This window comes from Corynebacterium sp. c8Ua_99, assembly GCF_039907185.1.
Lineage (GTDB): Bacteria > Actinomycetota > Actinomycetes > Mycobacteriales > Mycobacteriaceae > Corynebacterium > Corynebacterium jeikeium_D.
The window spans coordinates 1-25,536 of the sequence record NZ_JASBOG010000005.1; the positions used below are offsets into that span (position 1 = coordinate 1).

The following is a 25,536-nucleotide window of genomic DNA, read 5'->3' on the forward strand; positions in this document are numbered from 1 at the left end:
ATTGCAGCGCCGAGGTCAAACGGAAAACAGAGTCCAGGTAGCGCTGGCGAAGGGGCCGGTCATTCCATTCCTCCTGTGTGAGCAGGAAAGATTTGTCACGGTACTCGTCGGCAAGCGTGATCAGTTTGTCCACGATGGAACCGGCGGCGGAAAGAAGCGTGATCTCGTAATTGAGGCCGAACGAGCGCATATCCAGATTGGAGGAGCCGAACATGGCCATGCGGTCGTCGATAACCATGAACTTGGAGTGCAGGACCGCAGGCGCCGGATAGCGGTAAATCTTCACACCAGCGGTTAGCAGTGCCTGGTAGTAGGACTGCTGCGCGTGGCCGACCATGAACTGATCGGACTCTTCGTTGACGTAGAGCTGGACGTCGATGCCTCCATATGCGGCAGAGGTCAGCGCCATGAGCATGGATTCGTCGGGGACGAAGTACGGGCTGACGGCGATAATCCGCTCGTGTGCCTGGTAAATCATGTTATTGAAGACGCGCAGGTTCGGCTCCGTGCTGAAGCCCGGACCCGACGGCAGCACCTGGACAACGTTGTAGTTGTCGTTGACTTCGGTGTTGTGGAGTGAATAGTCCCTGGTGGCGTCTGGGGTCTTGTATAGCTCGCTGGTCCAATCAACCGCGAAAATTGCGTCGAAGGCCAGCGCAATATCGCCCTCGAGTTCAATCCAGGTGTCCACCCATCGGCGGCCGATCTTATGGTTCTTTTTCTTCTGATATTCGGGCTCAATCAAATTCTGCGAACCCATGAATACAATGTCGCCATCAATAACTACGAGCTTGCGGTGATTACGCAGATCCAGGCGGCGCCAGGTGAGCTTCAGCAAGCTCACGGGCAGCATTGGGTGCCAGGAGATTTGGGACTGGTCCAGGCGCTTTTTCAACTTGTAGTAGCCGGGGTACTTCCACGAACCAATTGGATCGACCAGTACCTTGACCTCTAGTCCCCTGTCTTGCGCGCGCTCGAGAGCCTGTATGAAAGGCTCCGTGCTGTCATCCAGTGCAAAGATGTAGGACTGCACGTGGATAGATTTCTGAGCCGCATCGATGGTCTCAATCATGCGGTCAATGGAGGCATTGAATTCGGTGAAAAGTCCCTTTTCTGCGCTGGCAATTGCCGGCATTCCCGTGAGCTGACGCGAGAGCTTGAATACGTTGACAACATCATCTTCTATCTCGGCATCATCCGGTACGTCGGGAAGATGCTCGGTACGTTCCGCAATGAGCTCCTGCGCCAGTGCCTGTACCTCGTGCCTACGGCCCGTGATTTGCTGCGAGCCCAGGAAGAGGAACAGAGGTAGGCCGATAAATGGAATCAGCAGAATCAGTAGCAGCCACGCCGTCGAAGCCGATGGGCTTCGGTTTTCCGGCACCCACCCAATCGCGATGAACTTAATCGTGTAGTCGAGTGCGAAAAATAGTACTTGCCACCACGTTAAGTCCTCCACCAGCCACGGGAAGGTGCCCATCAACCAATCCATGCAGATGATATTACTGAAGGAATTTTCAGTACTTTTGGTTGCTGCCCCTTAGGTGCACTCTTCCCCTTTTCGTGACAGCCTATTGTGACATCTGAAATTGAATACTGGTATCAATACGTAGTAAGGTTCAACTCATTGAACATAGTAAGTGTTTGGCATGTCGACTTCGAAAGGACTAACCCCTCCAAATGACTGAGAAGGCTCCTACGAGCACCGAGCTCGACGTTGCCACTAGCGTACTGAAGTTGATGGCAGACAAGACGCGTCTCTCCATCCTGTCGCTCCTTCGTGACGGGGAGATGACCGTCACCGCCATCGCTAGCGCGCTCGATCGCCCCGTCCCCGCGATTTCTCAGCACCTGGCGAAGTTGCGCATGGCCAATATGGTGCAGACCCGCAAGGAAGGCACGTCTAGCTTCTATTCTCAGCCCGACGAGCACCTTACCAACCTCGTGGTCAACGCTCTCCACTTCGCCGAACACACGCTCTACAGCGATCCGCCCCATCACCGCGGTCAGTAGGCGCACACGGATACGCTCGCTTTACTCGCTTTACGACGAAAATCCCACACCCTCCGGAACCTAGTTGGCGAGCCCGGCGTTCGATGCCCTTCCCTGGTCAAATGCCTCCATGATGCGCTGGGCGGCGAGCGTCGGTGTGAGCAGCCCCGAGCGGAGTTGTTTTTCCACCAGGGTGCTCTCTGTCTGCACAGCCTCGTTGGTGTTGAGCCGCTGCAAGAGCGTCTCGTGAACCATGGACCACATCCACTTAATCTGCTGGTTAGCGCGGTTTTCATCAAAGAGATGATTCTCGTGCATAGCCTCGACATGGTCTTCGATGGCTTGCCAGAACTTGTCGATGCCGTCGTCCTCCAATGCCGACATAGTCAGTACCGGTGGCGTCCAGACTTGGTCTGAGGAACGAACCATCTTCATGGCCGTCATCAGATCACGCGCAGCGCGCTTTGCCGGGCGCAAGTTCTTACCATCCGCCTTGTTGATAGAAATCACGTCGGCCATCTCCAGCACACCCTTCTTGATGCCCTGGAGCTGGTCACCAGCGCCGGCGAGTGCCAGAAACGCAAACGTATCCACCATCTGGGCCACCGCGACCTCGGACTGACCGACGCCGACAGTTTCGACGATGACAATGTCGTAGCCTGCGGCCTCGAGCACCACCATGGCCTCACGCGTTGCCTTGGCGACACCACCGAGTGTGCCCGCAGAGGGCGACGGACGAATGAAGGCTTCATCCGCGGCCGAGAGTCGGGACATACGGGTCTTGTCGCCCAGAATCGAACCACCGGACTTCGTCGACGACGGGTCGATGGCCAGCACTGCAACGCGGTGGCCCTCCTCGATCAGCTTCAGTCCGAGGGTTTCAATCGTGGTTGATTTACCGACGCCGGGGACGCCGGTAAGGCCGACACGCATGGCCTTGCCGGAAAATGGCAGCAACTTCACCAGTAGTTCCTGAGCCAGCACCTTATGCGCCGGAGCAGTCGACTCCAGCAGCGTGATTGCCCGGGCCAACTTAGTGCGGTTTCCAGCCCGCACGCCCTCAAAGAGGTCGTCGACATCGATCCGTCGTCGCGCACGGCGGACGACTTCGGGGGCTACAGCGGTCTTTCCCTCAACGACCGTGCCAGCGGTAGTGACGAGGGTGCCCAGGTTTTCTTCAAGATACTCGTTCATCGCTACTTCTCAATTCCGACAACGCGCTGAGCTGAACAGTCAGCCCAGCGCGGATGCGGTAGTTATTTAGGACTCTTCGTCAACGGCAAGGTCGAGGCCCAGCTCGTTAGAGAGCTTGGTCATCATGTCGATTGCCGAATCAGCGATGACAGTGCCCGGCGGGTAAATAGCCGCGGCGCCGGCATCGTAGAGTTCCTGGAAGTCGCCCGGTGGGATAACACCACCGACAACAATCATGATGTCCTCACGACCCAGTTTTGCCAGCTCATCGCGCAGGGCAGGAACGAGCGTCAGGTGTCCGGCGGCCAGCGAAGAAACACCGACGACGTGGACATCCGAGTCGACTGCCGACTTGGCGGCCTCCTCCGGAGTTTGGAACAGCGGTCCCACGTCAACGTCCATGCCGAGGTCCGCGTAGGCGGACGCGATGACCTTCTGGCCACGGTCGTGACCATCCTGGCCCATCTTGGCCAGGAAGATACGGGGACGGCGACCTTCCTGCTCTTCGAACTTATCGGCCATGGCGATGGCCTTGGAGACGTTGGACACGGCTCCCTCCTTGCCAACTTCGTCCTTGTAGACGCCGGAGAGAGTACGGATCTCGGCCTGATGGCGGCCAAAGACCTCTTCCATGGCGTCGGAGATTTCACCGATGGAGGCCATGGCGCGAGCACAGTCGACAGCGAGCTTCAAAAGGTTCTTGTCCAGGTCCCCCGGTTCACCCGGGTTACGGCAAGCGTCGGTCAGAGCGGCCAGTGCCTTCTGAACCTCTTCCTCGTCGCGCTCGGCGCGCAGGCGAGCCAGCTTGTCAATCTGCTCCTGGCGCACGCGGGAGTTCTCAACCTTGAGAACCTCGATGGCCTCGTCCTCTTCGACCTGGTACTTATTCACGCCGATGAGAGCCTGACGACCCGAGTCAATACGGGCCTGCGTACGAGCTGCAGCCTCTTCAATACGCAGCTTCGGAATGCCCTCGATGGTGGCCTGTGCCATACCGCCGGCCTCTTCGACCTCGTCGATGTGCTGGCGTGCACGCTTGACCAGCTCATTAGTCAGCCACTCGATGTAGTAGGAACCAGCCCACGGATCAACCGGACGCGTGGTGTTGGACTCCTGCTGAAGCAGCAGCTGAGTGTTACGAGCAATACGGGCTGAGAAGTCAGTCGGCAGTGCCAGAGCCTCGTCCAGTGCGTTGGTGTGCAGCGACTGGGTGTGGCCCTGTGTTGCGGCCATAGCCTCAACAGCAGTACGCGCGACGTTGTTGTAGACATCCTGAGCGGTCAGCGACCAACCAGAGGTCTGCGAGTGAGTACGCAGGGACTGGGACTTCGGGTTCTTCGGGCCAAACTTGCCAACCAGCTCGGACCAGAGGATGCGGCCTGCACGCAGCTTGGCGATCTCGGTGAAGGTGTTCATCGAGATGCCCCAGAAGAAGGACAGACGCGGAGCGAACTTATCAACTTCCAGGCCAGCGTCAATACCGGCCCGCAGGTACTCGATGCCGTCGGCAAGCGTGTAAGCGAGCTCAAGGTCGGCCGTCGCGCCCGCTTCCTGAATGTGGTAGCCGGAAATCGAAATCGAGTTGAACTTCGGCATCTTTGCCGAGGTGTACTCGAAGATCGAGGAGATGATTCGCATCGAAGGCTTCGGCGGGTAGATGTACGTGTTACGAACCATGAACTCCTTGAGAATGTCGTTCTGGATCGTACCGCGCAGCTGCTCGGTCGAAACGCCCTGCTCTTCAGCGGTGACAATGTAGAAGGCCAGAATCGGCAGCACAGCGCCGTTCATGGTCATAGACACCGAGACGCCGCCCAGGTCAATGCCCTGGAAGAGCTCACGCATGTCGTAAATCGAGTCAATTGCCACGCCGGCCATACCGACGTCGCCGGACACACGCGGGTTGTCCGAGTCGTAGCCACGGTGGGTAGCCAGGTCGAAAGCGACCGAAAGGCCCTTCTGGCCGGCCGCGAGGTTGCGGCGGTAGAAGGCATTGGACTCAGCTGCGGTGGAGAAGCCAGCGTACTGGCGAATAGTCCACGGTTGGTTGGTGTACATGGTCGGGTACGGCCCGCGCATGAATGGGGCGATACCCGGGAAAGAATCTACCGGGTGGCCCTCGGCAGCAGCGGCGTCGCGGTCAGCGCGATCGTAGACGCGCTTGACATCGATGCCCTCTGGAATGGTCCACACTTCACCAGCTTCCGCGGCAGCTGCCTTGTTGGTGGCAGCGGCTGCGTCGTCGGTGTTGCGGGAGATGTCAGCGAAATTTGGGATGGTGGTCATTACTTCCTTCACGCTCCCAGTTCGTTCAGCAGTCGGGACAGCTCCGCGACAGCATCGATGGTCATGTTCAGGTATCCGTCGGGGCGAGCGTCCTCAGCGGCATTGGCGAAGCTCTTCTCGGAGCCGGCCACCAAGACCTCCTTAGCGCCGGCGGCGCGGGCGGCCTTGACAGCGTCCTGGCCCGAGGCCTCGTACTCGCTGTCGGCTGCGCACAGCACGACAATCGGAGAGGCCTTCACTGCCTCTTCGAAACCTGCCTCGCCCGGCACAACCTGGCCGGGGTTGGCGACGGCGATACCGCCGGAAGCCAGCAGGTTGGAGGTAAAACCAGTGCGGATGTTGTGCTTGGCCAGCGGACCCAGCGGCAGCATGGCAATCAGCGGACGGTTGCCCTTTTCAGCCAGGAAGTCATCGGAGCGGTTGCGCAGCGCCTCGAAGTCGCTGGCCCAACGGCGAATCGGGTCGCCCTCCGGGCGGGCCTCAGGAGCCAGTGGGGCCTCAGCCAGGTTCGGGAACTCGTTGATGGCGGTGACCTTGGTGCGGCGGTGTGCGATGTCGGCGCGGCGCTTTTCCCAGGTAGCGTCCAGGGCGGCGCGAATATCGGCCTCCGCGGAGGCGAAACCGCCGCCGGCCTCAGTGCCGGTAAAGATCTCCCATGCCTTGTCGGCCATTTCTTCGGTCAGGTCTTCGACGAAGTAGGAGCCACCTGCTGGGTCGGCGACGTAACCAAGGTGAGACTCTTCCAGCAGCAACAGATTGGTGTTGCGAGCGATGCGAGCCTTGAAAGTCTTGGAGACGTTCGGCATGCCGCCGACAACTGCGTAATCAAACGGCAGAACCTCAACTGAGGAGGCACCGCCGACACCTGCGGCGAAGGAGGCGACAGTCACACGCAGCATGTTGACCCACGGATCGCGCTGGCTGAACATGACCGGGGCTGTCACGGCGTGCATCGGAGCGCGGCCAGCTTCAGGGGCGCCGATAACCTCAGCAACGCGGGCCCAGAGAACGCGAGCGGCGCGGAACTTCGCAATGGTGTCGAACTGGTCGTCGGTAGCGGCAAAGCGGAAAGCGATCTGGCCGAGGGCTTCTTCAGCGCTCAAGCCCGCGTCGGTCAGCGCACGCAAGTAGGCGACACCAACGGCGAGACTGTAGCCAATCTCCTGGATGTTGTTTGCACCCAGGTTGGAGAAAACAACGCCGTCGACAAGCAGGGCACGGACGTCGCCCGGCTGCTTAGCCGCCTTGACGGCCAGCTGCGTGGCCTCGTCGAGAGAAATATCGTCAATACCGGCAAAAGCGGAGGTCAGCGGAGCCGCGGAAAGCTCGACTGCGACGGCGTCCGGATTAGTCGGGTTTGCCTGCTCGATGTAGGACGTCAGTGCTTCCGCAACCTGCGCAGTCTTCTTACCGGCATGCACGGCAATCGGAGCAAGGTCGACGTAGACGTTGTTGAGCAGAGCCGGCACATCAGCGGCTTCGAGGGAGCCGGTGAAGTCCAGGCGGATGTCCGTGGTGCCGTTTTCCAGTGCAGTCAGCAGAGTCTCGTTGACGGCCTTTGGGTCAAGTGCATCCTCACCTGGGTACTGGCGACCGAAGGTTTCCCGAACGCCCCAACCGTTGGTGTTGTCCGAAGTGACCTTTGCGCCACGGACGAATGGGAACTGGCCCGGAGCTGGGCTTTCCGCGAGCTCGTCCGCGCGGGTGTAGAGCGGGCGAACATCGACACCGTCATAGGTGGTCTGAATCAGTCGTTTCCAAATATCGAGCGGTACATCTGCAACGTCTTGCTTGTGCACCCGCGCGAATACCTTGGCCACGCCCTGATACCAGGAATTCTGCAATTCCTCGAAGTTTGGTGGCAGCGTGGAAGGTGATTCGGGGGTCGTTCGGTCAGTCACGACAGACCTTCTCCCTTACATGTTCTAAGCAACGCCTCTATCAATCCATGACCGAGGAAATTCGGCTGCGACAATTTCCGAATTCTCCGCGACGGAAAGGGATCTAAAGGCGTTGGCTTCCTCCAATAGTCAATAAGAGCCACTAGTCAGACGCTAAGACTCACCCGAGTGTCCATGCACTGAACTTTTCAGCTATTTGTGCAATACCCTTACGTTCGGTTTTGTGCTGACGGGCACGTCAAGTGCTCGAGCCAAGGCATAGTGACCTTGATTCCCATCCTAGTGAAATAATGGGCAAACGCCTTTAGCCGCTGACTAGCCCTCCTCGCAGAGCCTCCAATGCGCAGGTCACACGCTTCCCCGCAATCCCCGGTAACCTCAAATGGGTGAACGTATCCGATGTGCGAATTACCCCTACACTCAAAAAGGTTCTGCTGGTGCTAGCCGTAGGTGTGGGGGTCGTCGTCACGCTGTACGTCGATGTTCCCACGGTCGCTACCATCCGGCAGTGGTCCATCGATGCCGGTGACTGGTTCCCGCTCCTCTACTTCCTCGCATACGTTGCACTGACTCAGTTCCCAATCCCCCGCACCGTATTCACTTTGGCTTCCGGAATCCTCTTCGGGCCAGTGCTCGGTTTCCTGCTGGCAATTACTGCGACGACGGTTTCTGCCCTTCTCTCCCTATGCATTGTGCGGTTTTTGGGGCGCGATTGGTTTCGCACGCACCTGACCAACCGCCGTCTTCTCAGTCTCGACCATCGGTTGGAGCAACGCGGCTGGCTCACAGTGCTCAGCTTGCGCATGATTGCTGGCGTGCCATTTTCGTTTCTCAACTACGCCTGTGGGCTGTCGTCGATACGCATCGTGCCGTATATCATCGCCACTGCCCTAGGTTCGGCGCCGAACACACTCGCCGTCGTTCTGCTTGGCGACGCGCTGTTGGTCGGCTTCGACGTGCGCTTTGCGGTGGCCACGGGAATTCTGCTCGTGCTTGGTTTGCTGGGACTTCTTGCGGACGCCAAGTTCCCTGTCGTAACCGGTTCTTCGAAACGTTAAAACACCGCTTGGCGCTCTTGAGCTAGGCGTGAGTTTTTCGGCGAGCTGGTGTTGGTTGCCTGTGAGTTTGCGGAGCGAAGGAACGTGTCTTAGCCCATCTGTCAAGGGGTGGGGCTAGACTAGAGCGTATGTACTCAGTCTTTGCCAGGTATCGCGGTCGATCTACTCGCAGGGCAGATCACGTTCAGGCCTCTGTGCAGGCACTTTCCGGCCTGGAAGGCGTAGGAACTGTTGAGGTTGCAGGTATCGAAGAGCTTCGCGCAGCTCCTGAAAATGCTGTGGGAGTCACCACGCTTGTGCTGGCGCTATTGGCCGCAGGTGACTGGGCGATAGGTATCGGTGTTTGTCCTCAGGACGACATTGAGCAAGCGCATCTGGCATCGAGCTCAGTCGTCGGTAAGGGAGGCAGAGCCGGTACGGTAAAAACCCGCATTCGGACTAACGATCCGCGTGGTAAGGACTACTCGGAGGATATTGGTGCAGCATTCACATTGCTGCACCACGTTATCTCTCGCAGGTCCCCCGAAGGGCGCGAGGCAACTGGTTTGGTTCGCGCTGGTTATTCACAGGTAGAGGCCGCGGAAGAATTGGGAGTTTCTAAGCAGGCCGTCAATCAGCGCCTCGCTGCAGCTGGCTGGCAGGCGGAGCTGGCCGGATGGAACCTGGCCGTCCACCTGCTTCAGCGAGCTGATGAGTTATAAAAACTTACTGCCCATTTTCCGGGGCGTAAGGGTCACGTGACCATCCAGAAAAATCTGGACGATCGGTGGAGTGCGCACCGCTGCCTGCATTGGTATTACCGGTGCCAGGAGCCGAGGGCAGGTCACGTTTGCCGGAAGGAACTGACGGCGCAGCCGGTGTGGACGGCGCAGCGGGCGCAGCCGGTGTCGCAGGTTCAACCGCTGCCGGGCCGTTCTGACCACCCAACTGTTCAGGCTGAGCGGACTGAGCCGACTCAGCGCGGCGGTTCTTCTTCCTCTCAGGGGTATTACCAGCTGCTGCAGCTACCGGATCATCAACCGGGCGGTTAGCGACCTCGTTCGCCGCGGCAACTGCACGAGCCAACTCCGGGTTGGTCGACATGTCGAACCAGTTCTCGTCGCGGCCCTGCTCAGCCTCTTCCTTGGTCTCTCGGCTCACGGCCGGAGGCTCGTAGCGGAAGACACCGTCGGCATCCTTCTTGCCGAAAGCCCTAGCGAAGCTCTCGAGACTGTCGCCGAACTGCGACGGAATCATCCAAACAGTATTGCCGTCCTTATTTGCCAGCTCAGGCAGCTTCTCCAGGTACTGCCAGGCAAGAATCTCAGGTGTCAACTGTGAAGCCTTAACAGCTGCGTTGACCTTCTGGATAGCGCGAGCATTACCCTGTGCCTCAAGGTAGGTAGCGGCGCGAGTACCCTCAGCGCGCAGAATGGTTGCCTGACGCTCAGCCTCAGCAGCCAGAATTGCTGCGTGCTTGTTACCTTCGGCGGCCAGAATCTGTGCCTGCTTACGGCCCTCAGCAGTTTTAATATCGGCTTCGCGGGTACCTTCCGCAGTCAGAATCATGGCGCGCTTCTCGCGATCGGCCTTCATCTGCTTTTCCATCGACTGCTGAATCGACGGTGGCGGCTCAATGGCCTTCAGCTCCACACGAGCGATACGAAGACCCCACTTGGCAGTGGCCTCGTCCAGCTCGCCGCGCAGACGGCGGTTGATGTAGTCACGGGAAGTCAGTGTCTCTTCCAGTGTCAGGCCACCCACGACGTCGCGAAGCGTTGCGGTGGTGATCTGTTCGACGCCGAAGATGTAGTCATCGATACCGTAAATTGCCCGATCCGGTTCATTGACCTGGAAGGTCACGACGGTATCGATAGCCACAGTCAGGTTGTCTTCGGTGATCACTGCCTGTGGCGGGAAGGTAACCATACGCTCACGGGTATCGACCTTCTCGCGCACTCGGTCAATGATCGGGATGATGAAGTTCAGGCCGCTGTTCAGTGTCTGCGTGTATCGTCCCAGTCGCTCTACGATTGCCGCTTCACCCTGAGGAACCAGGACAATCGCTTTGAGAACCAAGGTAACAACCACGAGAATGAAAACGACGAGGATGATAAAGCCTTCCATGGGATTCCCTCGTAGCTAGAAACTGTGTGGTCAGTTATTTAATGGTCAGTAACTAAGAGTGCTCCGAGCGCCCTTTAAGTGAGTTGGCTGCTCAGAGCAGCTTGTCCACTACTGCGGTATTGCCCGAAATCTCTACAATCGTGACTCTTTCCTTCGCATCGAAGGTCTGCGCAGTCAGAAGACTGCGCGCGCTCCACAACTCGCCATTGACCTTAATCAGACCCGCTGACGAGGAAACTGGCTCGATGACCTCAGCATGACGGCCCGCTAGCAGTTCCGGACGCGACTCCAGTTCGGCGGACTTGTCCGGTTTTGCCATCTTTTTGCGCAACACAGGGCGAACTGTCAGCACAAGTGCGGCGGACACAACGGCGAAGATGACCACTGATAGCCAAAGCGGCGCTCCAAGCTGGCTCGCACCGGACGCTGCCAGTGCGCCACCTCCGAGCATTAACAGTGCTAAATCTCCGACTGCGAGTTCACCGAGAACCAGTAGGAGGCTTGCTCCGAGCCAAAGGAGAGGAATCACGCCCTCACCCTACCTACTTTGCAGAACAAATGTGGGGCGAGTGGAGCCAGTATTCCGGGGTCAGTACTGCATATGTGGCTCAGTTACGAAGTCGACCAGGCGCTCAACTGCGCCAATCAAATCTGACTCCAGATCACGGTAGGTGTGTACACCTGCGTAGACACGTCGCCAGCCCTCCTTGGGGTCGTCTCCCCAGCCCAAGCGACGGCAGATTCCTGTCTTCCAGTCCTCCCCGTAGGGAACTTCCGGCCATGCCTCGATGCCTACCGACGAGGGTTTGACCGCTTGCCAGACATCGATAAACGGGTGGCCTGTGACCATCACGTGCGGGCCGAGCTGCTGAGTCATGCGGCTTTCCTTACTGCCCTCCACCAAGTGGTCTGCCAGGACTCCGACGCGGCGCTTCGGACCCGGACCAAATTCGGCCAAGCGTTCTGGAAGGTTGTCCAAGCCCTCCAGATACTCCACGACTACGCCTTCGACACGCAAATCGTGGCCCCATACCTTCTCGACAATTGCCGCGTCATGAATACCCTCGACCCAAATACGGCTGGGGAGAGCAACTTTCGCCTTGACGTTGTGAACCTTGCGCGAGCCCGATGCCGATAGATCCTGTGAGGGCTTTTTGGGTTGTGCCTTCGGACGCACCAGAGTCACAGGTTTGCCGTCGATGAGAAATCCGCGCTCGTGCATGGGAAATAGCCGCGACTTGCCGTGGCGGTCCTCCAGCCGGACGCACCAGCCGTCGAAAGTTTTCTCCAACCCGATAATCGCACCGACGAATCCGTCATAGGACGCCTCGACGACAACACCATTTTCTGCTGTCACCTCGCGTGCCGGCTGTGGGATACGACGGCGGTGGCCACGTGCGCCAGCGAACACGTCCTGATTGCGGTACGGGTCTTGAAAGCTCATGGGTACTGAGATTAACAGCATCGGTTACGGGACCAACGACACGCTGCACTAGGATGAGCTGCACTATGCAGCGCAGTGTTCTCGACCAGGTCTGGAGTCCAACTCAGCACATCGCCCTTTGGCTCGGTGCGTGGTTGTCGGGTTTGGAAAACTACGATCATCTCCTCGACGCGCTCGACTCGCTCGGCGGGCCCACGTCAGTTCCGGGGACGTTCGTGCTTGCCGACGCCACGGTTCCGAATGTCATCGATTGCGACGCTGATCTCGATCGAAGCGACATGCTCCGCCTTCTTCGAGCAGTTACTGAAGCGGGAGATTGGCACAGTGACCACCGTCCGCTCGTCCGCCTCATTCTTTCCGGACCCGGTGATGCACCTGCATTGCCTGCGGGAACTGACGCCGCTGAGGCTGCACGCGCAGCAGGCTCGGCCATTGTGATAGCGGATGCGGAGCCGGGTTGGAACCATGTGCTCATACCAGTGACATCGCCGGTGCCAGGCCTACCGCAGTGGCATTGGTACACGTTGGAAGGCCACATTCCCGAGCCGGCCTATCTCTCCCCTGGCGAGGCTGATTTACAGCTGGCAGATGCGGCGCGGGTTGCGGCTGCCACTATTGCGGCGATGCCGCGTTCACCACTGACGTCGTCAAGCAGTGGTGCCCCGAAAGTGGATCCGCGCCTGATGGTCGGCATGCTCGATGATCACCTGGACATGGCTTTTGTGCCGGATGATGTGCCGCGACGTGCACTGGGAGTGCTCGCCAGAGCTGATCGGGTGTCGTCGATTCTGGCGGTGGCACAGGGCAGCGAGTCGGGGCACGGCAGCGCCGCGTTTGACGCGCAGCTCATCCCGCTGTGGCGAAAGATTCGGCAGGCGCGGATGAGCGCGGTGGAATACGCGATTCATGAGTGGACCCGCTAGAGATTTGCCCTGCCCCGAGGCCCGATTGAAACCAAAGGAATCAGTGGGGGCGGCGCTTTGCCGGGGTGCAACAGGCTGCGGCGCAGGGGGCGCCATTGCAGGCCGAGCCGAGTAGCGGTTCACTTCCCAGGCGGCGGGGTTCGACATCTGCGATACGCTCTTCGATGAGCTCCACGAGCATGTCAGTGAAAGTAGCCGTCGGGCCAGGCGTTGCGACCCGCTCGATGACGATGTCGTGATGAGCCATTTCATCCTGTAGCTCAGCATCCAAATCCCAGGCGACCTCAACATGGTCCGAGATGAAGCCAATCGGGCACACTACTGCGGATCGGAGGCCGTTGGCGACCTTCGCTTCAACGTGATCGACGATGTCAGGCTCCAACCACGGCACGTGCTCCGGGCCAGAGCGGGACTGCCAGACGACGTCAAAGTCGGTGATACCCACTGCTTCGGCGACGAGCCGTGCTGCTTCGTTGACCTGGCGGGAGTAAAGATTTCCGCCGAGCTCTACCGGCCCAGACGCCTTGTCCGCAGAGACCGGAATAGAGTGAGCGGTGAATATAAGCCGGGCCTTGTCACGGCGGTCATCCGGCAGCTTGGCAAACGCCTCACGCACTGCAGCTGCATAGGCTTCTATAAAGAGCGGATGATCGTAGAAGCTCCGGATTTTCTCCATGTCAAAAGCACGGTCGCCCAGAGATTCGCGCATCCGAGCAATGTCTTCGTGATACTGACGGCAGCCGGAATAGCCGCCCCAGGCGCTAGTGGCGAAAACGAGCGCTCGCTTAACACCGTCATCAGCCATCTTTGCCGCGGTGTCTTCAGCCATCGGATGCCAATTGCGATTGCCGAAATAAACAGGCAAGTCATAGCCACGGCGAGTGAGCTCAGCCTTAAGGTTGGAGACAATTTCGCGGTTTAAATCGTTGAGCGGGGACTTACCGCCAAAGTGCGCGTAGTGAGCAGCGACTTCGTCCAACCTCTCCGGCGGAATTCCGCGGCCGCGGGTGACATTCTCCAGGAAGGGACGCACATCGGCCATCTTTTCGGGACCGCCGAAAGACAACAGCAAAATAGCGTCAAAATTATCAGAAGACATAGGCAACCATGTTAGTAGCGCAGTCTGAGGACTCCATAAGACGACTGCTCAATGCCCCCGGCGTCTCCTGCCAATCGGGTTCCATACCAATCGCTTGACGACGGCACCCTAACCGCGCCCTACTGCGGAATTCGACGATTGGTTACAAGCAGTGAGCCCACGGTCACTAGCAGCATCGTGAAGGCTGCAATCAGATAGGGCCTCGGATTCTCGGCCCGCTTGAGTTCGTAACCGATGTCATCTTCCAGTGAGCCATAGGCATCGCGGAGCTGCTCGAGGGAACCAGCGCTGAAGAACTCACCTTTTGTTCGACGGGCGATCTCTCGCAGCGAATCGTCGTCGTTAGGCACTGGAATCAATTCGCCCTGAACCGTGATTGCGCCTTGCGCGGTACCGAACGAAATCGTGTTGACAGGCACCCCGGCCTTGGCGGCTTCGGCGGCGGCGGTATACGCGCCGCGGGGATCGTCGAGTTCTTGTGGGACGGTCTGTTTGCCGTCGGAAAGCAGCACAATTGTCGCTGGCGGGGCGCCTTCTCCCCCGCCCTGAACCGAATCGCTGAACTGATTGATGGCATCCAGCGCGGCAGCGATAGCATCACCGGTCGCAGTCGCCTGATCTAACTCAGCAGCCTGGAGCGCTCGATTCACGGTGTCATGGTTGGTAGTCGGGCTGACAGCAGTGCGAGCGCGACCAGAGAACGTCACCAGGCCGATATTGAGGTCGTCGGGAAGGTTCTCCACGAACTCTTGGCCGGCTTCTTTAGCGGCAGTGATGCGGTCGGGCGCAACATCTGTGGCCGACATGGACAGCGAAACGTCGACCACCAGCATGACCGTCGCTCGGTTGCGGGCGACTTTGGTCTCCGAAATCGGACCAGCTAATGAAATGATGACCAGAACAAGTGACAACAGCGCACTGATAGCTACGACATGGCGCAGGCGTGCCGACGACTTATTCCCCAGTGACCCAACGATGGTGAAGTTGCCAAAGGCAATGGCACGTTGCTTTCGCTGCTTAGTACTGATCCAATAGGCCACGGCTGCCACGAGAGGCAGAGCGAGCGCGAGCAGCCAACCTGGGTGCGCAAAAGTTGAGTTTAGGAACGTCATCGCGGTATCAGTTTCCTCACATCCAGTCGCCTAAACAGTCGCGTATAAACCAGTGGCTATAGCCGGTTAGTCGGTGGCCCAAAAGAGATAGCACTAACAAGCGGCTACTCAGACGCTAATGTTGGCCAATTTGTCGAGCAAAATCCAGTACCCAATCGGAATCCGTACGCAAGGTAATAACGCGAGCACGGCATTTGCGCAGTTCATTGATTACACGCTCGTGGTGGGCACGAGCCTGAGCTGCATACTCGGCGCGGGTCTTGTCGTTGATGTTGAGTTCAATGGTCTCGCCGGTTGCTGAATCCGCCATGACCACCGGGCCTTCGCCGGGTAAGGCTTCATCGGCTGGATCTACCAGGCGAATCGCCATAATCTCTGTCGAGGCCGAGGCAACGCGCAGCGGGCGCGCCCAATCGAGTGATCCAAGGAAATCCGAGATGACAACCAACAGCCCAGCGCGCGGAGCCTGAGTCATTACTGTGTCAATATCCGCTGCGAGGTTATGCTCAGCAGTCGCGTCAGCCAACTGCTTGAGCAGCATCAAGCTGTGGGCACGGCCCTGGCCCGCGGGCACTGGAGTGCCACCGGCGATTAATCCAGTTCGGGACCCCGGGGCGTCGTTAAGCATCGTTACTGCGCCGGCAGCGGCGGTGAGCAGATGTCGTTTGGTGGTATCGGCCAAGCCGGTGGACAGACGTGCGGCGGGTTCGGCTACAATCCAGCACTCCAGCTCGCGCTCGGCCTCGGAGGTGCGAACGTGCGGCACTCCAGTGCGGGCTGTCACTGCCCAGTTCATCTGGCGAACATCATCGCCGATAACATATTCGCGGGAGCCAACCGGCTCAGAGCCATCTCCAGTAGCGGTGGAGAGAAAGCTGCCGCGCAAAAGTCCGTTGAGCTTACGCGTAACAGTTAGCTCTAAGTACGCCAGGACGCGTGCAAGATCGTCTTCACGAGCTGACATTAGGAGGCAGTGCCCTCATCGGAGCCAGTGCTCGCGCCTTGGGGAAGGCGCACGTGAGACAACACGATGTCAATAATCCGTTCGGGAGTAACGCCATCGGCCAGGCCCTCATAGGAAAGGACCAAGCGATGACGCAGTACGTCGGGAAGCACGGAGACCACATCGTCCGGCACGACATAGTCGCGACCGGAAAACAGCGCGTGGGCGCGGGCGGCCGCGACAGCACCAAGAGTTGCACGCGGTGATGCGCCATAGGAAAGCCAGCGGTCGACATCCTTCAACTCCGCCCGCATCGGATTGCGGGTGAGTTCGATGACGGCCACGATGTAGTCAATCAGTGCGTGGTGGACAAAGACTTCGCGGGTAGCGCGCTGCAGTTCCCGAACACTCTCTGGGGTGAGAATCTGCTGCGCGACTGGAGGGGTGGCTCCCATGCGGTAGACAATCTCCCGCTCTTCCGCCGGAGTGGGGTAACCCACGAGGACCTTAAATAGGAAACGGTCCCGCTGGGCCTCCGGCAGTGGGTAGACACCCTGGTTTTCGATTGGGTTTTGCGTGGCCAGAACCAAAAACGGCTCCGGTACTGGCGTGGACTCCCCTGCGATGGACACCTGGTGCTCTGCCATGACTTCCAGCAGTGCCGACTGCACCTTCGCCGGTGCGCGGTTGATTTCATCAGCGAGCACGATATTTGACATGACCGGGCCGGGCTCGACAATGAACTCCGAGGTGTCCTGGCGGAAAATCCGGGTGCCGACAATATCTGATGGCACCAAATCCGGAGTGAACTGGATGCGGGAGTAGGACCCACCCATCACTGTGGCAAAAGTAGACACTGCCAGAGTTTTCGCAACACCCGGAACACCTTCGAGCAGGACATGACCTCCTGCGAGCATCGCGATGAAGAGCTGCTTAATCAGGTGCTCCTGGCCAACCACAACCTTCCCCAGCTCCGCGTATGCGCGCTCGAGGTCCGTGTGGTCAGTGGGCGTTGGGTAGGTCACAGAGAAACCCTTCTTTAGGTCGGTCGCCCGACCTGTAGAACACGTCGTTAGAAACTAGACGAGGCGGACAACGTTCGGTGTCATTCCGTTATAACGGACTGGCGAGATCTTAACCACAGAACCGGACTGCGGTGCCTCAATCATCTTGCCATCGCCCAGGTAGATAGCGACGTGGCCATGACCATTCGGGCCCCAGAACAGCAGGTCACCACGCTTCATCTGAGATGCCGGGTAGTGCTTTCCGCGCTGGTACTGGTAGCCGGTGTAGTGAGGCAGGTCAATGCCGACAGCGGCGTAGGCGTACAGAGTCAGGCCCGAGCAGTCGAAACCAATCTTGTTGTAGTCGCCGTGGGAGTCAGCTACTCCGCCGTCACGGATGCCCTTGGTCGGGCCGTTGGCGTTGCCACCGCCCCATGCGTATGGGACACCGAGCTGCCCCATCGCGCGTGCGATGACAGTCTCGACCTTCTGGCTGGAAGAACCCGAGGTGCTCTGACCGGTCTCCGGATTCGTCGGCGCCACAGTCTGTGCCGGGGTGCCGCTTGACGACGAGCTGCCGGTGCTAGACGAATCCGAGGTATCGGTGGACTCAGAGGAATCCGAAGATTCGGTCGTCTCAGAGGAACTGGTGGAGCCGGTCGAGCTGTCAGAGCCAGTGGAGCCGGTCGAGCTGCTCGAACCAGCCGAGTCGGTAGAGCTGTTAGAACCAGTGGAGCCAGTGGAGCCAGTGGTGCTAGAGCTTTCATCTGTGGACTCAGAAGAGGAATCCTCATCAGTCTGGTTCGACTGCGCCTCTGCGCGAGTCTTAGCTGCGGCTTCCTCAGCGGCCTTCTTGGCAGCGGCGTCTTCCGCTTCCTTGCGGGCCTGCTCGTTCTCATAATTCTGGCGCTGGGAGTTCAGCTCGTTGACCGCGTTTCGGGCTGCATCCAAAGATGCCTTTGCGGCATCGCGATCGACCTGAGCCTGCTGGTAATCAGCTTGCTCCTTCTGAAGCTCCTCGTTTGCCTCGGAGTACGCGTTCTGAGCATCGGTGTTTCGCTGATTTGCGGTGGCCTCCGCCTGCTGAGCCTCGTCACTCTTCTTGCGAAGCGTGGACTCCTGGTTAGCAGCCTCGGTGCGATTCTTATCCAGAGAGTCAACGGTCTGCTCTTGACGATCCGCTTCGCGACGCAAGGCGGACAGGCGGTTAATAGCCTCGGATGCATCTCGCGCACCCTCGAGAATCGAGCCACTGGAACGTCCCTGGCGCATGATGGTGCGGGCTAGCTCGTCGAACTGCTTCTGGGCACTAGCGAGCTCAGCGCGGGAACGGTCGAGTTGGGTTCGCGCCTCGTCGACCGCCTCGCGCGCACGGTTAGCGGCATCTCGAGCGTTCTCAAGGTCCACCATGGCCTTGTTGACATCCTCGCGGAGAGTGCCCATGCGTAGCTCGAGGTCAGATACCCGGCGCTCGCTGGAAGTTACCTCGGCGACCAGGGACTGCAAGTACGACTCGGCGTTAGAGGCCGCCTCACGCGCTTGACGGATCTGGGCGTCGCTCGGATTCAGTGGTTGTGCAGCTGCGACCTGAGTGTTCGTCGCCAGAAGACCTGCCGTGATAATACCGGCAATTGGACGAGTCCAATATGATGCACGGACTTTGCGATTACTCGGCACCGCGTTACTCCTACATTTCTCCTATGGGTGCGTTCACGCCTCAGAATCGACACCAGCGACTTCCCCATCGTTGGATATCTTCCCATTGTTGCCTCCAGGTCTTGAGTGGAACTTCGAAAAACGTCGAACCGAAACCAGAACCAAAAGCAACAGCGGCGCTCCCGCGAGTTTTCATTGGTCAATACTGGACCCTTGAGTCCACTATTGGCATCACGAAGCACTTTACGGGTCAAAAAGCTCTAAAAAAACATAAGTAACAAAATTACCAACTGTCCCCCACTTTGTAACCGTTTCGTTATATGCCGTGGCCTGCGGTTATGATGAGCCCCAGTTTTCTGTGTGAATTATGTCACTATGTGATGACTTATCGGCGTGCCGGACTGCCGCGGACCTTTACCTGGGGTACCGGACATAAGAAAAGGTCAAGCGCTCATGCTTGACCTTGGCGAAAATCGTTGACACGGTTACGGCGACTGCAACAGTGTTATCCAATTGAGATAGTGACTGAGTTCTTCACTGCTACCAGTTTTTGGGGCATTTACCCTGTCCCTTGCCGTGAGGTGGAAAACCGGGGACGGTGAATGTATTCAGTGGGGCCGTTAACTCCAGCGTCCGTCGTAAAGCGAACTCTTAGGCGGTTGGGCGTGTGCGTAGCCAGTAGAACGTCAGCCCGACGAAGAGTGCGACGATAACGACGCCTGCGATGAGGCTGTAAAGAGTCCACGGGACGACGTAGTTAGTGAGCTCGTGCAAATAGGCATCGAGACCCGCCGGATAGTCTCGTGGAGTCTCCATCATTGCGTGGTCGGCGCGTTCAATGGCTGCGCGGGGGAAATCGGCAGATGCGGTGGCCACATTGCCCGGTGTGCGCACGACAGTGGTGCCGCCGACTTGGTCCGCTACTTGGCGGGCAAAGGAAAAGATGTCGGTGTTCTTTTGTTCGGCGACGGGGTAAATCTTCTCGCTATCTAGGTAGATGATATTGAAATTGGGCACCCCCCGATTTGCTGCATCGTCGACAATTGGCTGGACCGCTTCTCGGAGCTGTGGGTTATTTGTCACGATGTTGTCGGTGCGTAGCTGAGCGACCACCTTCTCGACGGTTTCTTTCGCTGCCTGTGAATCTGCTGGCGTATGCATTAATTGCCTTCCGTATCGTGCTCCTGTTTTGCGTGAGAATGGTTTCCACGCGCCCCAATTTGGCGGAGATGCTGCTTCGTTTGTCCTATCTATAATGGCCTGTTCTGGATGTGAACGGGGGTAGCGTGACTCGGCGCGCCGCGAGCAATCTACATACAGAACGTTCGTACTGTTATTGTTGATGCAAGGACGGTAACGCTTCCTTAAAAACGTGTGTGTGGGCTCGTGTGCCCCGCGTCGTGATTATTGCTTTAATTGGTTGATAAGGGGCGGCGTGATCGCACCTATGCCTTGTGGAGAGCCGAAATTCGAGTGCCGGACTCTTCAGTTAAGGCGACAATTCACCCGAATAGAAATGGAGCTGACTGTGGCTGAAAGCAAGAACTCTTTCAACGCCCTGCGCAAGCTTGAGGTCGGAGACAAGTCTTATGACTACTTCGCTCTTGACGCCGTGCCGGGTATGGAGAAGCTGCCTTACTCGTTGAAGGTTCTCGGTGAGAACCTGCTGCGCAACGAAGATGGCGCCAACATCACTGAGGAGCACATCAAGGCTGTCGCCAACTGGGTTCCTTCGGCTGATCCGTCGATCGAGATTCAGTTCACCCCTGCTCGCGTTATTATGCAGGACTTCACCGGCGTCGCCTGTGTTGTTGACCTGGCTACCATGCGTGAGGCTGTTAAGACTCTCGGCGGCGACCCGGATCAGGTTAACCCGCTGAACCCGGCAGAGATGGTCATCGACCACTCGGTCATCATCGAGGCCTTCGGTAGCGAAGACGCTCTGGCTAAGAACGTCGAAATTGAGTACCAGCGCAATGATGAGCGCTACAAGTTCCTCCGTTGGGGTACTGGCGCATTCTCCAACTTCCGCGTTGTTCCTCCGGGAACCGGTATTGTCCACCAGGTCAACATCGAGTACCTGGCTCGCGTTGTCTTCGAGAACAACGGCCTGGCATACCCGGACACCTGTGTTGGTACTGACTCTCACACGACCATGCAGAACGGCCTGGGCATCCTGGGCTGGGGTGTCGGTGGTATTGAGGCTGAGGCCGCAATGCTTGGCCAGCCAATCTCCATGCTCATTCCGCGTGTCGTTGGCTTCAAGCTGACTGGCGACATTCAGCCGGGTGTTACCGCAACCGACGTTGTGCTCACCGTCACCGATATGCTGCGCCAGCACGGCGTCGTCGGCAAGTTCGTAGAGTTCTACGGCGCTGGCGTCTCCAAGCTGCCGCTGGCCAACCGTGCGACCATCGGTAACATGTCGCCAGAGTTCGGTTCCACCGCCGCAATCTTCCCGATCGACGATGAGACCGTCAAGTACCTGGCCCTGACTGGCCGTGACAAGGAGACCCTGGAGCGCGTCGAGGCTTACGCCAAGGCTCAGGGCATGTGGTTGGACGAGAACACTCCGGAGGCTGAGTACTCCGAGTACCTCGAGCTGGACCTGTCCACCGTCGTTCCGTCCATCGCTGGCCCGAAGCGCCCGCAGGACCGCATCGAGTTGGCTTCCGCCAAGGAGCAGTTCCGCAAGGACCTGCACAACTACTCCGACGGCGAGATTAAGGGCGCTGTCAAGGCTTCCGCACCGACCTCCGAGCTGGCCGCAGACTACAACGAGTCCCGCGAGGGCCACGGCGAGTCCGCCGCTAACGGCGCTGAAGGTCGCCCGAGCTCCCCGATTACCGTCACTTCCCCGAAGGGCGGCGAGTACACGCTCGACCACGGTATGGTCGCTATCGCTTCCATCACCTCTTGTACCAACACCTCCAACCCGTCGGTCATGATTGGTGCTGGTCTGTTGGCACGCAAGGCAGTCGAGAAGGGTCTGCAGGCTAAGCCGTGGGTCAAGACCATTTGTGCTCCGGGCTCCCAGGTTGTTAACGGCTACTTCAAGCGTGCTGACCTGTGGAAGGACCTCGAGGCTCTGGGCTTCTACCTGTCCGGCTTCGGTTGTGCAACCTGTATCGGTAACTCCGGTCCGCTGCCGGCTGAGATTTCCTCCGCCATCAACGAGGCCGACCTGGCTGCTACCGCGGTTCTGTCCGGTAACCGTAACTTCGAAGGCCGCATCTCCCCTGACGTGAAGATGAACTACCTGGCCTCCCCGATCCTGGTTATCGCCTACTCGATCGCCGGTACCATGGACTTCGACTTTGAAACCGACGCCCTGGGTCAGGACGCAGAGGGCAACGATGTCTTCCTGCGCGACATTTGGCCGTCCACCGAAGAGATCGAAGCAACCATCGAGGCCTCCATCTCCTCCGAGCTGTACGACGAGGACTACAAGGATGTCTTCGCTGGTGACGAGCGCTGGCAGAACCTGCCGACCCCGGAGGGCAAGACCTTCGCTTGGGACGACAAGTCCTCCTACATCCGCAAGGCACCGTACTTCGACGAGATGGAAATGGAGCCGGCACCGGTTTCCGACATCAAGGGCGCTCGCGTCCTTGCTGCCCTGGGTGACTCGGTGACCACCGACCACATCTCCCCGGCTTCCTCCATTAAGCCGGGCACCCCGGCTGCTCAGTACCTCGACTCCATGGGCGTTGAGCGCAAGGACTACAACTCCCTGGGTTCCCGTCGTGGTAACCACGAGGTCATGGTGCGCGGCACCTTCGCTAACATCCGCCTGCAGAACCAGCTGCTTGACGGTGTTACCGGTGGCTACACCCGCGACTTCACCCAGGAGGGTGGCCCGCAGGCCTTCATCTACGACGCTGCCATGAACTACAAGGAGGCTGGCACTCCGCTGGTCGTCGTTGGTGGTAAGGAATACGGCACCGGTTCCTCCCGTGACTGGGCAGCTAAGGGCACCCTGCTGCTGGGCGTCAAGGCTGTTATCGCTGAGTCCTTCGAGCGTATCCACCGCTCGAACCTCATCGGCATGGGCGTTGTTCCGCTGCAGTTCCCGGAGGGTGAGTCCTGGAAGTCCCTGGGCATCGATGGCACTGAGACCTTCGACATCGCTGGTCTGGAGGAGCTGAACAACGGCTCCATCCCGAAGACCGTCAAGGTTACGGTTACCAAGGAAAACGGCGAGTCCTTCGACTTCGACGCTGTGGTCCGCATCGATACCCCTGGTGAGGCTGACTACTACCGCCACGGCGGTATTCTGCAGTACGTCCTGCGCAACATGATCAAGGGCAACTAGTTTCCCTTTGACTCGTGCGCGCTAGGGCTTGTTACAAGCAGCGCTTCTAGAGGCCGGTAGGTAGCGCTAGCCCGCGGATTCATACCCCACGGGCTAGCGCCCTGCCGGCCTCGGGTTTCTCTACCCCAACCAAAATGAGGCTTGGGAAGTATAGGAATGGCGCTGCCACGTCATGCAGTGAAACATGTCCCTGGGCGTCGCCGGCAAGAAAAGAGTTTCCTTATGCCAAAAGTGAGTAACCAGGATTTAGCTCAACGGCGGCACGAAATTCTCGACGGCGCTCGGCAGTGCTTTGCAGAATTCGGCTACGACGGCGCAACGGTCTCTCGTCTGGAGTCCGCTACCGGTAAGTCTCGCGGTGCTATTTTCCATCACTTCGGATCCAAAGAAGGTCTGTTCTTAGCATTGGCCGAAGAAGATGCCGCAAATATGGCGGAAGTCGCGGAGGCTTCCGGCTTAGTGGAAGTAATGCGTGACATCGTGGCGAACCCAGACAAGCATGGCTGGCTGGGAACTCGCCTTGAGATTGCCCGTCGCCTTCGCAGCGATCCGGAGTTTAAGGGCCAATGGTTGGGCCATCAGGATCAATTGGATGACGCTGTTGCCCACCGATTGACCCAGACATCCTCATCCGGCTCCCTACGGTCGGATTATTCGGTTCGCACGATGCAGCTTTTTCTCGAGCTGATGCTCGATGGCATCATCGTTCGTCTGGCATCTGGTCGCACTGTCGACGAATTGGATTCCGTGCTTGATTTAGTTGAAGACAGCTTACGGCGCAAGGACTAGCCACTCAGGCTAGGCCTGATAGCGTTACGTACCACCCGCTCCCCTAATACGGGAGCGGGTTTCGGCTTTCTGCCGTGCATTTACCCCGTTTGACCGGTGAAGATGCATAGATTTCACTCAATATGGACTAAGCTGTCTATTTATGAGTGTGGGTAAGTTTTTGTTGGTGGCGCTCCGCCCCGCAGATGGTGCGGGGCAAGCCGAGTACCAGGACTTTCTGGATTCCACCGGGCTTGAGCCCAGCCAGTTGGATCTGTTTACCATCGACGCTGTCGGCGCTAAGTTGCCCGACCTGACCTCCTATGACGGCGTATTTGTCGGAGGCAGCCCATTTAACATCACCGACCTTGAGCATTCGGGTTTGCAGAAGTATTCGCACGATGTGCTTTACGACGTACTTAGGAGTCCTGTCCCCGCACTGCTTATCTGCTACGGCGCTAGCTACACAGCCTTTACTTCGGGTGGTTTGGTTAACCTGCGCCACGGCGAAGTAGCGGGTTCTACCCGGGTAGAGCTCACCGAAGCCGCCACTCAAGATCCAATAGCTTCGGTGTTGCCTCCGGTTTTTTATGCGTTGACTGGCCACAAGGAATCCGTTGCGGAACTTCCCAATCACGCAACTTTGCTTGCCACAGGTCCAACCTGTCCGGTGCAGATGTACTCGATCGGATCGAATAACTGGGTTACCCAATTTCATCCGGAGATGAATGCTAACGGACTGCTCCGCAGAATGTCTTTCTACACCGACGTCGGTTACTTTGACCCGTTGGAAGTCGACGCGATTCGACTAAAGGTATCTGATGTGGACCTCCAGGCCGTCTCGTCAATCATCCCCCGATTTATGCACGTATGTACGCATGCAGCCAATCCGAGCCTGCTAGTGGTGCAGTAGTCTCCGTCCCCCTCTAGCTCCCTTTTTCACGAAATTTGTTCCCGCAAATGTCTACCTCCGCCAAGCCCTTCCTCTTGCTTTCCACACGCGGCGAAGATGCCGCAGCTCACGCTGAACATCTCTCATTTGCCAGGAGGTGTGCATTGGCGCCGGCAAAGTTGCATCAAATTCGCCTGGAACAGTCTCGTCCGGGGAATCTGAATCTAGATAACTACTCGGGCGTAATCGTTGGCGGAGGACCCTTTAACGCCTCTGATGACGATAAGAGCTATCTACAGAAGGAAGTCGAGACCTGGTTCGAGGATTTGTTGGCAGAAGTGCTCGAACGAGACTTCCCCTTCTTCGGAGCTTGTTATGGCGTCGGCCTGCTCGGTACTGCTGGCCATGGCCGTGTCTCCCGCAAGCACGGGGAGCAGGCAGCTGTAATCGAAGTAGCTGCAACTCCAGATGGCGAATCAGATCCAATTCTTGATGGTTTACCGGCCCACTTTCACGCCATCGTCGGCCACAAGGAGGCCATCGAAGAACTGCCTGGCGACGCTACGTTGTTGGCAACTGGAAAGGACTGCCCCGTACAGATGTTTCGGTTGGGCCGCAATGCATATGCGACGCAGTTTCACCCGGAATTAGATGCCAACACGTTTGCCCAGCGTCTCCAGATTTACGCAAATGAGGGCTACTATTTACCAGGAACAGATCTTAAAGCGGTGTCGGCCGCGCGACAGTTGGATGTTGCTCGAAGTGGGCGTATTCTTCAGAATTTCGCTCGGCTTCATACCGCATGTAGAGACTAATTAGTTTTATCTAGTGGCAATAAGCAAA

General features: G+C 58.3%; 21 protein-coding genes. 8 read left to right on the forward strand and 13 right to left on the reverse strand.

The window, feature by feature from the left end; genetic code table 11:
- A partial coding sequence (gene cls / locus QKE19_RS04050; protein WP_016422781.1) for a cardiolipin synthase occupies positions 1–1,480 on the reverse strand: 1,480 nt, incomplete at its 3' end.
- Between the two features lie 200 nt (positions 1,481–1,680).
- Between cls and QKE19_RS04055 the strand changes: the two genes are divergently transcribed.
- Positions 1,681–2,013, forward strand: coding sequence for a metalloregulator ArsR/SmtB family transcription factor (locus QKE19_RS04055; RefSeq protein ID WP_070604585.1), 333 nt, complete (start codon positions 1,681–1,683; stop codon positions 2,011–2,013).
- A 60-nt stretch (positions 2,014–2,073) separates the two neighbouring features.
- On the opposite strand, the gene meaB is transcribed toward QKE19_RS04055, so the two are convergent.
- From meaB to QKE19_RS04070, 3 genes are all read right to left on the reverse strand, one after another.
- On the reverse strand, positions 2,074–3,186 hold the full coding sequence (gene meaB / locus QKE19_RS04060; protein WP_048734122.1) for a methylmalonyl Co-A mutase-associated GTPase MeaB: 1,113 nt from the start codon (positions 3,184–3,186) through the stop codon (positions 2,074–2,076).
- A 66-nt stretch (positions 3,187–3,252) separates the two neighbouring features.
- A complete protein-coding gene (gene scpA / locus QKE19_RS04065) occupies positions 3,253–5,472 on the reverse strand; it encodes a methylmalonyl-CoA mutase (RefSeq protein WP_005510731.1) in 2,220 nt (739 codons plus the stop codon).
- Positions 5,473–5,480: 8 nt separating this feature from the next.
- Entirely contained in the window at positions 5,481–7,337 is a 1,857-nt protein-coding gene (locus tag QKE19_RS04070) for a methylmalonyl-CoA mutase family protein (protein WP_180802975.1), read from the reverse strand.
- Positions 7,338–7,759: 422 nt separating this feature from the next.
- On the opposite strand from QKE19_RS04070, the gene QKE19_RS04075 reads away from it, so the two are divergent.
- Positions 7,760–8,431 (forward strand): TVP38/TMEM64 family protein, encoded by a 672-nt coding sequence (locus QKE19_RS04075; protein WP_052317814.1) that lies wholly within the window; start codon positions 7,760–7,762, stop codon positions 8,429–8,431.
- 128 nt (positions 8,432–8,559) lie between these two features.
- Positions 8,560–9,132 (forward strand): hypothetical protein, encoded by a 573-nt coding sequence (locus QKE19_RS04080; protein ID WP_042388700.1) that lies wholly within the window; start codon positions 8,560–8,562, stop codon positions 9,130–9,132.
- Between the two features lie 4 nt (positions 9,133–9,136).
- Here QKE19_RS04080 and QKE19_RS04085 read toward each other — a convergent pair whose 3' ends face one another.
- The 3 genes from QKE19_RS04085 to QKE19_RS04095 all read right to left on the reverse strand — a co-directional run bounded on the left by QKE19_RS04085 (position 9,137) and on the right by QKE19_RS04095 (position 11,981).
- Positions 9,137–10,537, reverse strand: coding sequence for an SPFH domain-containing protein (locus QKE19_RS04085; RefSeq protein WP_016422774.1), 1,401 nt, complete (start codon positions 10,535–10,537; stop codon positions 9,137–9,139).
- 91 nt (positions 10,538–10,628) lie between these two features.
- Entirely contained in the window at positions 10,629–11,066 is a 438-nt protein-coding gene (locus QKE19_RS04090; protein ID WP_042388696.1) for an NfeD family protein, read from the reverse strand.
- A 60-nt stretch (positions 11,067–11,126) separates the two neighbouring features.
- Positions 11,127–11,981: a DUF3097 domain-containing protein gene (locus QKE19_RS04095; RefSeq protein WP_048734135.1), complete on the reverse strand. Its 855-nt coding sequence runs from the start codon at positions 11,979–11,981 to the stop codon at positions 11,127–11,129.
- 65 nt (positions 11,982–12,046) lie between these two features.
- Between QKE19_RS04095 and QKE19_RS04100 the strand changes: the two genes are divergently transcribed.
- Positions 12,047–12,904, forward strand: coding sequence for a hypothetical protein (locus QKE19_RS04100; RefSeq protein WP_347890451.1), 858 nt, complete (start codon positions 12,047–12,049; stop codon positions 12,902–12,904).
- Positions 12,905–12,944: 40 nt separating this feature from the next.
- Here QKE19_RS04100 and QKE19_RS04105 read toward each other — a convergent pair whose 3' ends face one another.
- The 6 genes from QKE19_RS04105 to QKE19_RS04130 form a co-directional block, all read right to left on the reverse strand.
- Positions 12,945–14,003, reverse strand: coding sequence for a ferrochelatase (locus QKE19_RS04105; RefSeq protein WP_347890452.1), 1,059 nt, complete (start codon positions 14,001–14,003; stop codon positions 12,945–12,947).
- 119 nt (positions 14,004–14,122) lie between these two features.
- The gene (locus QKE19_RS04110; RefSeq protein WP_016422769.1) at positions 14,123–15,115 is read right to left on the reverse strand and encodes a VWA domain-containing protein; all 993 of its coding nucleotides are present in this window, start codon (positions 15,113–15,115) and stop codon (positions 14,123–14,125) included.
- Between the two features lie 115 nt (positions 15,116–15,230).
- Positions 15,231–16,079, reverse strand: a complete 849-nt coding sequence (locus tag QKE19_RS04115) for a DUF58 domain-containing protein (RefSeq protein WP_016422768.1) — start codon at positions 16,077–16,079, stop codon at positions 15,231–15,233.
- A complete protein-coding gene (locus tag QKE19_RS04120; protein ID WP_347890453.1) occupies positions 16,079–17,083 on the reverse strand; it encodes a MoxR family ATPase in 1,005 nt (334 codons plus the stop codon). Before QKE19_RS04120 ends, QKE19_RS04115 begins: the two co-directional genes overlap by 1 nt.
- Positions 17,084–17,137: 54 nt before the next feature.
- The gene (locus QKE19_RS04125; RefSeq protein WP_076772035.1) at positions 17,138–18,739 is read right to left on the reverse strand and encodes an NlpC/P60 family protein; all 1,602 of its coding nucleotides are present in this window, start codon (positions 18,737–18,739) and stop codon (positions 17,138–17,140) included.
- Between the two features lie 630 nt (positions 18,740–19,369).
- A complete protein-coding gene (locus tag QKE19_RS04130) occupies positions 19,370–19,879 on the reverse strand; it encodes a DUF6676 family protein (RefSeq protein ID WP_048734147.1) in 510 nt (169 codons plus the stop codon).
- Positions 19,880–20,246: 367 nt separating this feature from the next.
- On the opposite strand from QKE19_RS04130, the gene acnA reads away from it, so the two are divergent.
- The 4 genes from acnA to QKE19_RS04150 all read left to right on the forward strand — a co-directional run bounded on the left by acnA (position 20,247) and on the right by QKE19_RS04150 (position 25,508).
- Positions 20,247–23,033 (forward strand): aconitate hydratase AcnA, encoded by a 2,787-nt coding sequence (gene acnA / locus QKE19_RS04135; RefSeq protein ID WP_080971469.1) that lies wholly within the window; start codon positions 20,247–20,249, stop codon positions 23,031–23,033.
- A gap of 222 nt (positions 23,034–23,255) precedes the next feature.
- Positions 23,256–23,822, forward strand: coding sequence for a TetR/AcrR family transcriptional regulator (locus QKE19_RS04140; protein ID WP_016422763.1), 567 nt, complete (start codon positions 23,256–23,258; stop codon positions 23,820–23,822).
- A gap of 142 nt (positions 23,823–23,964) precedes the next feature.
- Positions 23,965–24,714 (forward strand): hypothetical protein, encoded by a 750-nt coding sequence (locus QKE19_RS04145; RefSeq protein ID WP_016422762.1) that lies wholly within the window; start codon positions 23,965–23,967, stop codon positions 24,712–24,714.
- Positions 24,715–24,761: 47 nt separating this feature from the next.
- Positions 24,762–25,508, forward strand: coding sequence for a glutamine amidotransferase (locus QKE19_RS04150; protein WP_080969614.1), 747 nt, complete (start codon positions 24,762–24,764; stop codon positions 25,506–25,508).
- The last annotated feature ends 28 nt before the right edge of the window (positions 25,509–25,536 follow it).